9 protein-coding genes are annotated in these 14,250 nt (G+C 62.9%); 7 read left to right on the top strand and 2 right to left on the bottom strand.

What is annotated here, in order from left to right; translation table 11 throughout:
* Positions 1-40: 40 nt before the first annotated feature.
* The gene (locus tag ACI512_RS19805) at positions 41-202 is read right to left on the bottom strand and encodes a hypothetical protein (protein WP_231807582.1); all 162 of its coding nucleotides are present in this window, start codon (positions 200-202) and stop codon (positions 41-43) included.
* Between the two features lie 363 nt (positions 203-565).
* Between ACI512_RS19805 and ACI512_RS19800 the strand changes: the two genes are divergently transcribed.
* Positions 566-1,501, top strand: coding sequence for a helix-turn-helix domain-containing protein (locus ACI512_RS19800; protein WP_236380598.1), 936 nt, complete (start codon positions 566-568; stop codon positions 1,499-1,501).
* A 320-nt stretch (positions 1,502-1,821) separates the two neighbouring features.
* On the opposite strand, the gene ACI512_RS19795 is transcribed toward ACI512_RS19800, so the two are convergent.
* Positions 1,822-3,951, bottom strand: coding sequence for a TonB-dependent siderophore receptor (locus ACI512_RS19795; RefSeq protein ID WP_405121899.1), 2,130 nt, complete (start codon positions 3,949-3,951; stop codon positions 1,822-1,824).
* A 409-nt stretch (positions 3,952-4,360) separates the two neighbouring features.
* Here ACI512_RS19795 and ACI512_RS19790 point away from each other — a divergent pair, with 409 nt between their 5' ends.
* The 6 genes from ACI512_RS19790 to ACI512_RS19765 all read left to right on the top strand — a co-directional run bounded on the left by ACI512_RS19790 (position 4,361) and on the right by ACI512_RS19765 (position 14,211).
* Positions 4,361-5,167, top strand: a complete 807-nt coding sequence (locus tag ACI512_RS19790) for an ABC transporter ATP-binding protein (RefSeq protein WP_231807579.1) — start codon at positions 4,361-4,363, stop codon at positions 5,165-5,167.
* Positions 5,164-6,147, top strand: coding sequence for an iron ABC transporter permease (locus tag ACI512_RS19785; RefSeq protein WP_064053590.1), 984 nt, complete (start codon positions 5,164-5,166; stop codon positions 6,145-6,147). The genes ACI512_RS19790 and ACI512_RS19785 overlap by 4 nt, the downstream gene beginning before the upstream one ends.
* A complete protein-coding gene (locus ACI512_RS19780) occupies positions 6,144-7,184 on the top strand; it encodes an iron ABC transporter permease (protein WP_236381469.1) in 1,041 nt (346 codons plus the stop codon). The genes ACI512_RS19785 and ACI512_RS19780 overlap by 4 nt, the downstream gene beginning before the upstream one ends.
* Before the next feature lie 28 nt (positions 7,185-7,212).
* Positions 7,213-8,151, top strand: coding sequence for an ABC transporter substrate-binding protein (locus ACI512_RS19775; RefSeq protein ID WP_236381471.1), 939 nt, complete (start codon positions 7,213-7,215; stop codon positions 8,149-8,151).
* 194 nt (positions 8,152-8,345) lie between these two features.
* Positions 8,346-9,338, top strand: coding sequence for a TauD/TfdA family dioxygenase (locus tag ACI512_RS19770; protein ID WP_231807576.1), 993 nt, complete (start codon positions 8,346-8,348; stop codon positions 9,336-9,338).
* Positions 9,339-9,405: 67 nt separating this feature from the next.
* Positions 9,406-14,211 carry a non-ribosomal peptide synthetase gene (locus ACI512_RS19765; protein ID WP_236381480.1) on the top strand — a complete coding sequence of 1,602 codons (4,806 nt, stop codon included), beginning with the start codon at positions 9,406-9,408 and terminating at the stop codon, positions 14,209-14,211.
* Positions 14,212-14,250: the final 39 nt, after the last annotated feature.

The following is a 14,250-nucleotide window of genomic DNA, read 5'->3' as shown; positions in this document are numbered from 1 at the left end:
TGAGCTCCTCGTTATTTTCGTTCAGGCCTACGGTTGGGCGTCAGCGCGTCGGTGGCGGGTCGCGCTTGGCGATCTGCCGTCGGTGCAGCAACTGCATGGCACTCCATTCAATCAACCAATAAGCCGACTCTTCAGGCGCAAGGTCGCGCCGCTGCAGAAGCCAGGAGGAATCAGCCAATCGTTGTGAGTTGTGTCGATGCATGGCGTGCCTCATCAGCGGATGAATGAGCTGCTGTGAGGTGGAAATTAGGCTGGGCGAGGAGGGGGCGCTTTGTTCGGCGAGACAACCATTTGGTTGGAAAAGACAAGGCAGGAGCTGAGGTTTACCCGTGATCCGCGCTGGTGCGCGTGCGCCGACCGGGTGACGTGCCATGCCCTTAAAGGGTGATCGCGGCACCGGGCGACAGCCTGCGAGGCCGCCGACAGTCGCGATGGAAATCACGTGGGAGCGCGCTCAAGCAGGCCTGCCACTGCGCTTGGCCTGTTAATTGCTTTTCATGCCTGAAAATTGGCCGCCCGTTACAACTTCTCGAGCGCCTCTTGCATCGTTGTCGAGGTCAGTGTCATGAACCCAAGCACTCAGTATTCGACCCTTGCTGTTCCGGCACCCCGTCGGTTTGATTATTGGAAAGAAGTGGTCTGTCGCCATTGCCTGGCCGCCGATAGCAAACCCTTGTCCCAGAGCAGCTTTGATGGCTCGCTCACCGTCAATACCGTCGGCGAGCTGGACATCTGTTCGCTGTCTTCGCCGCTGCACTACTGGGAGCGTTCCGAGCAGCACCTGCGCAGCGGTCCGGCAGAAGATTTATGGTTGGGTTTCGCTCGAAATGGCCATGGGCAAATAGAACAAGGCTCAAGAAAAGCCAACCTGGCAACCGGCAATTTGTTTCTTTATGACGCAACTCAGGCGTTTCGCTTCAGCCTGGGTGGTACCGAAAACCACTTGATCCGTATTCCGAGAGCGTTGCTCACCGAGCGCCTGCCGCGTATTGCCGAGTACACCGCGATGGTCCTCGACGACCGGCGTCCTGGTGTCGTTCCCTTACGCGAAATGCTGCATCAGGCCGCGAGCGCGCCGGCATCGCTGCAGGACGAGCGCATCTCGAATCGTTACTCAAGTGCTTTGCTTGATCTGCTTGTGATCAGCCTGGAACTCCAGGACCTGAAAACAAGCCATCAGGAGGTGGACCTCTACGGCCGCATCATGAAGTACATCCAACGGCACTTGACTGAGCCGGACCTGTCGATTGAAGCCATCGCCAAAGCCCACAATGTGTCCACCCGCACCGTGACACGGGCCTTTGCACGCTACCAGAAAACCCCCGTTGCAGAGATTTGGAAAGAGCGCCTGAATGCCAGTCGAGAAGCGATTGAACGCGGCCAGGTACGCAGCGTGTCCGAGGCGGCGCTGGACTTCGGGTTTTCTGACTTTTCCCATTTCAGCCATGCGTTTCGCAAGGCATTTGGTGTGGCGCCGAATACGCTGTTACGCCGCAATTGAAATTGCCGGGGTGTCAAATCGATGAGAGAAGGGGCGATTCACTCGCCAAGGTCTGTAGCCTGTCGATTCAGCTGAACCCTGTTTCTGCTCGATGTCCTGAAAAAGCTAACCGCCAATCACTCCAGCCATAACTTGGCCGGGATGATTGGCGGTTTTGCGTTTTTATCGCTCTCCAAACTTCGAAACCAGCATCGTTCTCAGTCTGGGAGTCTTGGCGCCGCGGTGCCTGTCGATCCTTGTTTCGCCCGCTGCCTCTGTCCATCAGGCAAGTAAGGCCGCGCGCCGCAGCAAGGTGCTTGCTCGGCGCGCGGAGCGGCAGATCACCAGTTGAAGTTCACCGAGGTCAGCAGGGTACGCTCGTCACCGTAGCTACAGGTGGAGAACGAGCACTGCGCGTAGCGCTTGTCGGTCAGGTTGTTGGCGTTGACGGTCACGTCCCAGTGTTCGTCGATCTTGTAGCGCGCCATGGCGTCGAACAGGGTATAGGCTGGCATGGCCGAATCCATACCCGAGGCCTGTGTTGTACCCATGTAGCGAGCGCCGGCGCCCACGGTCAGTTTCGGAATGCCCCAGTTGATTAAGTCGTAGCGGGTCCACAGGGCTGCCTGGTGGTAGGGCGTTTCGTCGGTACGTTGACCCACTTCAGCGGCGATAGCGCTCTTGGTGGTGCGTGCATCGGTATAGGCGTAGGTGGCGATCACGCTGAGTGCCGGGGTTAGATCCGTCTTGGCTTCCAGCTCCAGACCGCGGGAACGTACCTCGCCGGTTTGGCGGTACTCGTCGGTGGCTGGATCCTGCTTGAGCACGTTGGTCTGGGTCAGCTCGTAGACGGCTGCGCTGAGCAGCATATTGCTGTCCTTGGGCTGATAGCGCACGCCAACTTCGTACTGTTTGCCTTCGGTGGGGGTGAAGGTCTGGCCGGTGACTTCCGCAACGGAAACCGGGAAGAACGACTCGCTATAGCTGATGTAGGGCGCCAGGCCGTTGTCCGCCAGGTAGACCAGGCCCGCACGCCAGGTGGTGGCTTCGTCGCTTTGGCTGGCCTTGGCGCCATTGCGATGCGCCGTCTGCTGCTGGTCAGCCCAGTCGTGGCGGCCACCCAGTTGCAGCACCCACTTGTCGCTGAACTTGATCTGATCCTGGAAATAGGCACCTTTTTGCAGCATATCGAGCTGCGAGCCACGTTCCAGTGCGGAGCTTTTGGTGACCACTACGGGCTGACCATAGTTGTAGCGACTCAGGTCCAGGCTGGGGGCTGCGCCTCGGAAGTTATGGGAGTCGTAGGAAGTGTCATAGCCGTCGAAACCGACCAGAACGGTGTGCTCGACGCTGCCGAGCTGCCATTTCGATTCGATATTGGTATCGCTGCCCAGGGTTCGAGCACGCTCACGGCGATCACTGTATTGCCGTGCAAGGATGCCGGTATTGGCGGCATTGCGGATAGCCGCTGCGGACGTCTGCGCTTGCAGGTAATTCCACTTCACATCGGACTCGGAGTAACGCAGCTTGTGATTAAGCGTGAAGTGCTCGTTGAAGTGGTGGGTGAATTCGTACCCCAGGGCCGACATCTCGCCATTCATGTCGTCGTAGCCCGGCTCGCCGATAAAGTCGTGGCGGCCGATCTTGAAGGCGCCGTCACCCACACCTTTGACCAACTGATAGGGCAGGGGCGCGGGGAAACGCGTATCGGTCTTCTGGTAGAAGGACAGCAGGGTCAGCGATGTGTCTTCGTCAGGGCGCCAGGTCAGCGCCGGGGCGATGTAGATCTTGTCGTCGTTGAGATGATCCTGCTGGGTGTCGCTGTTGCGGCTGAGCAGGGTCAGGCGATAGCTCAGGGTGTCGCTACCGGGCAGTGCGCCGCTGAAATCGGCGGCGAGCTGCTTGCGGTCATTGGAGCCCGCCTGCAGTTGCAGCTCATGAAGCGGCGTTTCGGTTGGGCGCTTGCTGACGCCATTTACCATGCCGCCGGGCGAGAGCTGGCCGTAGAGCACCGAGGCTGCGCCGCGAATGACCTCGACGCGCTCCAGGCCATAAGGTTCCTGAATGCCGTCGTAGGAGTTGTTCTGCAGGCGCAGGCCGTCTCGCAGCGAGCCGCCGGTGGCGGATTCGACGGAGAAGCCGCGGATGCGGAAACGGTCCGCAGTGCGGTTGAAAGAGGTCGCGCTGGCGGTGAACCCTGGCGTGTAGCTCAGCGCCTGGGCCAACGTTTCCGCCTGGCGGTCGCGGATCTCGTCGCTCGTCACCACCGACAGCGACTGCGGCGTCTCGGTGATCGGCGTGTCGGTCTTGGTAGCGCTCATATTGCGTTTGGCTACATAGCCGACCACATGCTCGGTGGGCTGTTCAACGCTTTGCCCGGTGACGTTGATGGCATCAATCTCCAAGGGCGCAGCCGTGGGGGCCTGGTTAGTCTCAGCGGCATGCAGGCTGCCCGAGCCCAGGCTGGCCATGGCCAGTGCTAGTGCGGTAAGGCTGAAGGCTGGGCGTCGGGCGAAACGTTCGGGGCTTAGGTGCGTAACCTGGCGCATGGCGAAGGAACATCCTCTGGTCTTCTGGTATGTGTGCGCAATGCGGAGGACTTTCTGTGATCCTTCACGCCAATGCGCCGTGGCAGTCAGCAATAGCGGGCGAACTCTACATCTAAATGAGAAATATTTGTACTAGCTCACGCGTTATTGTCATCACCAAGATATTACTGCAAGCTAATGCGCATAAATGTTCAAGGCCTGGACGCTGCCTGATAGGCAATGTCCGCCCTGGGCTGGATGAAATTCGCGGTGAACCCGCATGCCCGGCAATCTGCGCTGGCTCTGAGCCAAGAGGGCGCTGGCGCGGTGGTTCGAATTCGAGTGTGTATGCATGTTGAAAGCGATGGGGCTTCAGCTTCAATTCGACGGATTGAAGGTGCTGGATGACATCAGTCTGACCATTCCCGAGGGCTGCTTTACCGCATTGATCGGGGCCAATGGCTGTGGCAAGACCACGTTGCTGAATGTGCTGGCGCGCATGCTACGCCCGGCCAGCGGCGACGTACTGCTGCAGGGTAAGCCCCACGTTCAGCTCTCGCGACGTGATCTGGCCAGGCAAATAGCGCTGTTGCCGCAACGCACCGCTTCGCCTGCCGGGATAACCGTGCGCGAGCTGGTCATGCAGGGGCGCTACCCCTGGCAAAGCTGGTGGCAGCAGTGGACTGACGCCGATCAGCAGGCGATCGACCGCGCCGTGTCACTGGCCGACGTCGGCATGCTGCTGGACCGCACCCTGACCAGCCTGTCCGGGGGGCAGTTACAGCGTTGCTGGATTGCCATGACTCTGGCGCAGGAGACCCCGGTCATCCTGCTCGACGAGCCCACCACCTTTCTCGACATCGCTCATCAGATCGCCTTGCTCGAATTGCTCGCCGACCTGCGTGACCAGGGGCGCACTGTCGTCGCGGTTCTGCATGACCTCAACCAGGCTGCGCGCTATGCCGATCAACTGGTGATGTTGCGTCAGGGCAAGGTGCACGCCCAGGGCACGCCTGCCGAGGTCTTCACTCCAGCTAACCTTAAGGCTGTGTTCGATCTGGATGCGCATATTCTCATCGACCCCCATTCCGGTGATCCTCTGTGCGTGCCGGCTTCGCCTGCTCGCCTGCGCGCGCTCAACAGCCAGGTAGCCCGATGACGGCTGGGTGGCGTTGGCCGATCTGGTTATCGATCTTCATCGGCATCGGCCTGGCGTCGACGCTGCACCTGGCAGTGGGGGCCAAGTCGATCCCCTGGAGCGATGTCTGGCAGGCGTTGCTGGCGTATGACCCGAGTAATTCTGATCACAGCGTCATCCGCGGTTCGCGCCTGCCGCGCCTGTGGGTGGCGATGACTGTGGGCGCCTGCCTGGGGCTGGCCGGCACGGTGATGCAGGCGGTGGGCGACAATCCGTTGGCCGACCCGGGCATCCTCGGCATCAACAGTGGTGCGGCCTTGTTCGTGGTCATTGGCTTGCTGGTGCTACCCGGCAATGACATGACCATGATTCCCCTGTTTGCCTTCAGCGGCGCTCTGGTGGCCGCCATCGGCGTCATGCTGCTGGCCGGGCGCACGCCCAATCCGGTGCGCCTGACGCTTTCCGGAGCGATGATGGCCGCGCTGTTCGGCGCCATCACCGCGATTCTGCTGCTGCTCGATCAGCAGGGGCTGGACAGCCTGCGTCGCTGGCTGACCGGCTCGCTGGGTATCAGCGGGGCAAACCTGCCAAGCTGGCTATGGCCCTACCTGATCGTCGGCATGTTGCTGTGCCTGATCAATGTGCGGGCGTTGAATGCCTATCGGCTAGGCGCGCAGGTGGCCTCCAGCATGGGCGTCAACCTGTTGCGTATGCGGCTGTTGAGTTTGGCGGCCGTGGTGCTGCTGTCCGGTTGCGCGGTGGCGTTGGCGGGCCCCATAGGCTTTGTCGGGCTGGTAGTACCGCATGCGGCGCGGCTGCTGGTCGGCCACGACCTGCGACAGCTGCTGCTGGCCGCGCCGCTGCTGGGCGGCTTGCTGCTGGTGCTGGCCGATGTAGTGGCGCGCACCCTGGTGAGCCCTTACGAACTCAACACCGGCATCGTCACCGCGCTGATCGGCGGCCCGGTCTTCGTCGCGCTGGTACTGAGGAAGCTCAAGTGAGTCGCTGGCTGACCACGCCAAGGCGTTGCCCCGGGTTGCCCTGGGTCGGTCGACCCATCGATGTGTTGGCGGCGTCCGTGTTGCTCTTGTTGCTGATGGGCCTGACGCTGTACGCGGCGAGCGTAGGCAGCTACACGACGGGCATGGCTCAGCTCTGGCAGAGCCTGTTCGCCGATGAGACGGCGCTGGCGGCCAGCGTGCTGTGGGAGTTGCGTCTGCCGCGCATCCTGCTGGCGATACTCGGGGGCGCGGCGATGGCTCTGGCGGGCGTGTTGATGCAGTCACTGACGCGCAACCCACTGGCTGCGCCCGGATTGGTCGGGGTGGAGGCGGGCGCGAGCGTCACCATGTTGCTGATCCTGGTGCTGTGGCCGGAGGCCTTGCCGGTGCCGCTCTATCCTCTGGCAGCGTTGCTCGGCGGTCTGGCGGTGGCGCTGTTTATCGTCGCGCTATCCTGGCGCGGTGGCATTGCCCCGCTGCGCCTGATTCTGGTGGGCGTGGGGCTGACGGCCATGCTCGGTGCCGTCGCCGATCTGTTGATCACCTACGGCAATATCGATCGGGTCGAATCGGCGCTGATGTGGCTTGGCGGCAGCCTGCATCGCAGTGGTTGGCCGCAGGTGCGGAGCCTGCTGATCTGGCTGCTGGTGGCGGGTATGCCCCTGTTGTTCTGTCATCGCCAGCTCAATCTCCTGCAGTTGGGCGAGAGCGTGGCGCTCAGTCGCGGCCTGAATGCACCGGTGATAATGCTCCTGCTGTTGCTGTGCAGCGTCACGTTGACTGCGGCAACGGTGGCCAATATCGGCGTGATGACCTTCGTTGGGCTGGTCGCGCCGCACCTGGCGCGGCAGTTGTGCGGTGACCGGCATGGCGCGTTGTTGCCGCTGTCGGCCCTCTTCGGGGCCGTACTGGTTCTGCTGGGTGACACTCTGGGGCGCGCCTTGCTGCCGCCGTTGCAATTGCCGGCCGGTCTGGTGGTGGCGATTATCGGTGCGCCTTATCTGTTGATTTTGCTGGCGCGGCAACGTAACCGTTGACGCGTCGTCACTGAAGGACATGACGAAGATGATGGTGAAGTTCAAAGCTCTTTCCCTGCTGGCCTGTGTACTGCTGGGCCTGAGTTCGATGCAGGCTGTCGCCGCGGACACCCGTGTGTTCGAGAACCGTTTCGGCCGTGTCGAAGTGCCAGTCGCACCGCGTTGCGTGGTATCCCTGCATGACCTCAGCCTGACCACCCAACTGCTCGAGCTGGGCATAACCCCTTGCGGGTCCACGGGGCGCAAGAAGCTGTTCTCGGACGTGTTGTTCCGTGGCGCTCAGCAGCGCTTCGATGTTTCCGGCATTCGCTATGTCGGTTCGCACCAGTCGCCCGATCTCGAGGCCATCGCGGCGCTCAAGCCTGACCTGATCATCGGGCTGTCCTATCACCAAGACCTGAAAGAGCGCCTCAGCCGCATCGCCCCGGTAGTGCTGCTGCCGGCGCGCGAGGCCGACATCAAGACTTACGCCAAGGAGCTGGCCGAACTGGTAGGCAAGCAGCAGCGCTATCAGAAGCTGCTGAACGAATACGAATGGATCGTCGGCGAATTCGCCAAGCGGGTTAAGGAGCCAGGGCGTATCACGGTAACCACCCTGGAGGTCTATCCGGACGGTTTCCAGCTGATCGGCCGTTCCGGCATGGATGACGTAATCGCCGACTTCGGCCTGGGGCGCGTGTCGGCCTTCAAGGAGGCGCGTCAGAACGTGCCTTACAGCCTGGAGCGCATTGGCGACTTCGACAGTGATTTCATCATCGATACCTATGAGGAAATGCTCGGTTCGGAGGCTGGCACCGAGGCCTTCCGCCGTTCGCCGCAGTGGCAGAACCTGTTCGCGGTGAAGAACCACCAGTTCCTATATTTCAACCGCAGTCGTTTTGCCGACACCATGCAAGGCATGATCGGCTCGGCCTACCTGCTGCTGTCGCATATCGGCGAACGCGATTACAACCTGCAGGACAAGTGAGCCAGCTAGCCTGGGTAAGCGGCTACAGCCGCCCAGGTGATGGCTAAATAATGCCTCGGGCTCTGCTGCTTCGCGGCTTGTGTGCAGCAGTAAGTGCCCGGAGCGTCAAGCTCAAGTAATATTAATTCCTGTTTGATAATGAGTCGGTTTTGCGATAATTTTGTGCGCCTCGTCAGTAGCACCAAGGAACGCAGATGCTTACCGATTTGCTCAACCGTGCAAACCATTCACTCGATGAGGTTCAGGCGGGTGTCGAGGGACCGCTGCCCTTCGTGTTACGCGCCCCTGTGCCAGGCGACTCCTGGCGTGATCACGCAGAGCTCATCCGGCGTGCCGCCGACAGCGAGCTGCAGACCACCGGTGGCATCCTCTTTCGCGATTTTGCCTTTGGTGACGCCAACGACTTCGAGGATTTCGCCCGCAGTTTCGGTCACGAGCTGCTGACCTACGACTACGCCTCCACGCCACGCACCAAGCTCAACAGCCGCGTCTATACCTCGACCGAATACCCCGCTCACCAGGTCATTCCGCTGCACAACGAGCAGTCCTACTCGTTGAACTGGCCAATGAAAATCTGGTTTCACTGCATCCAGGCCGCGCCGGTCGGCGGTGAGACGCCCATCGCCGACAGTCGCCTGGTCTATCAGCGCATCGATCCCGCCATCCGCCAGCGTTTCACCGACAAGCGCCTGATGTACGTGCGCAACTACGGCAATGGTTTGGATCTCTCCTGGCAGCAGGCGTTCAGCACCGAGGACCGCAGCGAGGTCGAGCGCTTCTGTCGGCTCAGCCACATCGACTTCGAGTGGAAGGACGACGGCGAGCTGCGTACGCGCCAGGTCTGCCAGGCCGTCGCGCAGCACCCGGTCACCGGGGAGTGGGTCTGGTTCAACCAGGCGCATCTGTTCCACATCTCCAACCTCCCGGCAGCGCTACGCGAAACGCTGGTGTCGATTGTCGGCGAGGAGGGCGTGCCGCGTAACGTCTTCTACGGTGATGGCTCGCCCATCGAGCTGGAGGCGCTGGAGCATGTGCGCGATGTCCTGCAGCGCACCCAGATCAGCTTCTCCTGGCAGGCGGGCGATGCGCTGATGCTCGACAACATGCTGGTAGCCCATGGTCGCTCCACCTTTCAGGGGGCACGCAAGGTGGTGGTGGCCATGGCCGAGCCCGCTTCGGCCGTCTGACGCTGAATAATCCTCAAAGCCACTACCAGGGTGGCTGACCTTGAATCCGCACGATGAAGGACGACACATGCTCGATCGCTTGATGCATGACTGCTGGCTGCGCGGTATCCGCATGTCCGCGAGCGAAGGCCGCCTGATGATTTCCACTGGCTTGCCTGAGGCCCTGAGTACCGAGCTGGAGCGTGAGTTGCAAGCGCGCAGTGCTGAAATTCTGCCCTGGTTGGCGCGCCACCCCGACTACTTCCAGGCGCGCCCCCTCAACGATAACGAGCAGGCCCTGTGGTTCCTGCAGCGTATGGAGCCCGGCAGTTGCGCCTACAACATCGCCCTGGCCGGGCGTATCAGGCCGCAGTACCTTTGGGCGGATCTGCCGCATCGTTTGGAGCGGGCCTGGCAGGTAGTGCAGCAGCGTTATCCGCACCTGTGCAGTGCCTATGTCGAGCGTGATGGTGAGTTGCTGCAGTGGGACAGCCGCCCGCATCCCACCTCACTGCAATGCGAAATCTGGCAGGGCGCGGATGCGGCCAGTGTGCAGCAACGTGTCATCGAGCTGGCCGACAAACCCTTCGACCTGGCTGCCGGTGAGATCAGCCGGCTGGTGCTGTTGAGCAACCAGTTGGGCGACCGTGTCGAGCACACGGTGCTGCTGGGCATCCACCATATCGCCTCCGACCTGACCACCTTCGACGTGCTGTTCAGTGAGCTGTTCGCCCTGGTCGATGGCGACGTGCTTGCCGATGTCGATCCCGAGGCCTATCGCAACTGGTCCAGCGCGTTGTACCTGCGCAGCGAGGCGATCGAGGCCGAGGAACTGACCTGGTGGCAGGCGCAACTGGCCAATGCGCCGACGCTGGAGCTGCCCACCGACTTCGCCCATGGCAGCACCCAGGGCTTCGAGGGCGGAGAGCTGTCGTTCCATTTTGGCGCGGAAAACAGCGAGCGGCTGCTTGCGGTCGCTAAAAGCCTGGGAGTGACGCCCTACGTCTATTGGTTCTCACTGTTCCAGCAATTTCTCGGGGTGCTGTCCGGGCAGGAAGATTTCGTGCTCGGTACGCCCAGTGGCTGGCGCCTGAAGCGCGAGCAGGCTGAACTGCCGGGCTATCTGGTCAACCCGTTGCCGGTGCGCTGCCGTTTGCGTCGTGACCTGTCCAGCGCTGAGTGGGCCAAGCAAGTGGCTGCCACTGTCCGGCAGACATTGCGCCATCGTCACTATCCCTTCGCGCGCCTGGCCAAGCGTCTGGATCTGCCGCGGCAGAAGGGCCGGGCACCGGTGTTCCAGCACATGTTCACGCTGAACAAGGAGCGTGACGTGCCGTTCGAGCGCTACATCGAGCGCATGATTGGCGAGCAGCGTGGTGCGGCCCACGAATTGAACCTGGTGATCATCGATGACCTGCCCGAGTTCGTCGGGCGCTGGCGTTACAGCAAGGCGCTGTATCGGCGCGAGAGCGTCGAGCGTTTTCAGGCGCAGTTCCTTGCCCTGGTCATGGCGGCCATGGAGCAGCCGGACGTGCCGTTTGCCGAATTGGACTGGCTGCCTCTCGAGCAGCGTTCGCAATTGTCTGGCGAACACCTGCCGGTACCGGAAGAAAGCGCCTGGCAGGCTTTTACCAAACACTGCATGGAGAAGCCCCAGGCCATCGCCCTGGAGGATCAGCACGGGCAACTCAGCTATGCCGAACTGGCCAGGGCCGTGGCCGCCCGTGGCGAGCGCCTCCACGGTTCGCTGAGTGCGAGCGGTGACAGGGTTGCCCTTTGCCTGCCGCGCAGCCGCGAACTGGTGATGCACATGCTCGGCGCCTGGCAGTGCGGCGCGACCTATCTGGCCCTCGACCCGCAGTGGCCCGAGTCGCGTCTGCAGGACATCTGCCTGGATGCAACGCCCAGGGTCTATGTGGGTGAGGGCGAACGGCCAAACTGGTTACCGACGCAGGTGCAGTGGCTGACCGTGCCGGTCGAGGCGCTGTTCAGCGATGCGCCGCTGCGCACCGGCGTGCCAGCGGACTTGCCGGCCTACGTGGTGTATACCTCCGGCTCCAGCGGGCGGCCCAAGGGCGTGGAGGTAACCCAGGGCAACCTTGTTCACTATACCAGCGCCTGCCTGGCACGCCTGCGCTTGAGCGCCGACGCCAGCCTGACGAGTCTGGCCAGTTGCGCCACGGATCTGGGCCACACCGCCTTGTTCGGCGCGCTGCTCAGCGGCCGGCGCTTGTGCCTGCTGGACGAAGCGCTGGCCTTCGATGCCGAGGAGCTGGCGGCGTTTCTCGGGCAGCAGCCCGTGGACATGCTGAAGATCGTGCCCTCGCACCTCAACGCCTTGCTGGTGGCCAGCGAGCCGCAACGCCTGTTGCCGCGCCAGTGCCTGGTACTCGGTGGCGAAGCGCTGGGCGCCGATCTGCTGGCGCGGGTGCGCGCCCTAAGCCCGCAACTGCGCATCGTCAACCACTACGGGCCCAGCGAAACCACGGTGGGCGTGCTGACCCACGACGTCGAAGGTGAGGGTGACGCACCGCTCGGACGCCCCCTGGGCAACGTGCGAGTCAGCGTGCGCGGGCCGGATGGCGCAGTGCTGCCGGCTGGCGTCAGCGGCGAGTTGTATATCGAGGGCGCGACCGTGGCGCGTGGCTACCTGAGTGCCAACGAGGCCGATCGGGCGCGCTTCGGTGCACTGGGTTACCGCACGGGTGACCGGGTACGCCTCGATCATCTGGGGCAGGTGCTGTTCCTCGGACGCCTGGACGAGCAGGTGAAGATTCGCGGCTACCGCGTCGAGCCTTCGGAAGTGGCGGCGCAATTGCGTGCGCTGCCACAGGTAGATGACGTGCGCGTACTCAACGCACCGACTTCATTGACCGGCAACCGCCTGGTGGCCTTCCTGGTCGCCGTACCGAGCGCATTGGCGGACATTCAGGCCGCGTTGCAGGCGCGCCTGCCGGACTATATGCAACCGGCGCAGTGGCATTGCCTGGAGGCGATGCCACTGCTGGCCAATGGCAAGGTCGATCGTCAGGCGTTGTTGAACCTGGCCGAGCAAGCACCGCGCAATCTTGAGGCGCGTACCGAACAGCCGTTGAATGCATTGGAAAGCGCCTTGCTGGCGATCTGGCGTGAACTGCTGGGTCACCCGAACATCGGCCCGGACGACAACTTCTTCGCCCATGGCGGCGATTCGATTCTCGGCCTGCAGATCATTGCCCGCGCACGCCAGCAACAGATTACCCTCACCCCCAAGCAGCTGTTCGCCGAGCCCAGTGTGCGGGCGCTGGCGCGGGTGGCGCAGACGCCACAGCGCGCCAAGGTCGAGCGGCTGCTGGTGATTGCCCGGGAGATTCTGGAAAAGCCCGAGCTGCAAGCCGACGACAACTTCTTCGCGGTCGGTGGCGACTCGATCCTCAGCCTGCAGATCATCGCCCGTGCCAAGCAGCAAGGCCTGCAGCTCAAGCCCAAGCAGATCTTCGAGTTCCCTTCGGTCAGCGGCTGGGCCGAGCAGGCCGTGGACCTCGCCAGTGTGGCCGAGCACGCCAAGGTCGATAGCGCCGAGCCGAGCGCCGCTTTCGCGCTGACGCCGATCCAGGCCTGGTTCTTCGACCAGCGGCAGACTTCGCCACAGTACTGGAACCAGTCCCTGTTGCTGGCCGTTCACCAGCCGCTGGAACCGGCGCGCTTGGCCCAGGCACTGGCGATCTTGTTACAGCGTCACAGCAGCCTGCGGCTGATCTTCGAGCAGAGCGGGCAGGGCTGGCAGCAACGCTATCAGCCGCTGTCGGCGGCGATGGCCGACACGCTGCTGCAGGTGGTCGAACAGCCGCTGGACGACGCGCTGCTGCAGCAGTGGCAGCAGGGCTGGCAACTGGATCGAGCTCCGTTGATCCGCTGGGTATATTTCACCGGCAGCGGGCACCTGCTGTGCACGGCGCATCACCTGCTGGTCGATGCGGTGTCCTGGCAGGTGCTGCTCGAGGAGCTGGGAAGCCTGTACGACGACCCGCAGGCTTCGTTGCCGGCGGTTTCCACCCGCTTCGATCGCTGGAGCGAGGCCTTGCAGCGTCATCGCCAGGCCCCCGAGGTGCTGGCCCAGCTCGACTACTGGCAGGCGCAGTTGGCCGAGGAGGGCGAGGTCGCCCGTGCTGTCAGCCTGTATGGCGAAAGCCGCACGCTGGAAACGAAACTGTCCCTTGAGAAAACCGAATGGTTGCTGGGCGACTGCCATGGGGCCTACAGCACCCAGGTGCAGGATCTGCTGGTCGCGGCACTGGCTGGCGTGATCGGCCAATGGCTGGGGCGCGAGCAGGTCACCCTGGAGATGGAGAGCCACGGTCGCAGTGGCTGGGAGCAGGGCCCGGATCTGTCGCGCTCGGTGGGTTGGCACACCAGCCGCTATCCATTGGCCGTGCGTGCCGCCGAACAGCCGGAGGAGGCGATCATCGCCGCCAAGGAGGCATTGCGCCGCGTACCGGAACAGGGCATCGGCTACGGCCTGCTGCGCCTCGATCCACAGCACGGGCTTGGTGCTGCTTCGCTGCTTACCTTCAACTACCTGGGACGGGTCGACCAGTGGCTGGGTGGTTCGCGCCTGTGGCGCCTGGCGCAGCCGCTGTGCCCGGCCATGCGCGCCGCCGACACTCGCCGCACCCATCTGCTCGACGTGACCGCCCTGGTCGATCAGGGCCAGTTGCACATCGAATGGCGTTACGCCCCGCACGTGCATGACCAGGCCCTGATTGGCGCACTGGCGCAGCAGTTCCAGCAGGGTATCGAAGCCCTGCTCGAGTACTGCCTGGCCCCCGAGGTGGGTCGCGCAACCGCTGCCGACTTCGCCGACTCGGGGCTTTCCGACGACGAATTCCTCGGTCTGCTCGAGCAACTGCAATGAGCACCCCCGGCGCCCCTACATCCCCAGCCCATGGCAAGG

Source organism: Pseudomonas petroselini (assembly GCF_045037875.1).
Taxonomy (GTDB): Bacteria; Pseudomonadota; Gammaproteobacteria; order Pseudomonadales; family Pseudomonadaceae; genus Aquipseudomonas; species Aquipseudomonas petroselini.
The sequence above is the reverse complement of the archived record's forward strand: the minus strand, read 5'-3'. Positions and strand labels throughout refer to the sequence as shown.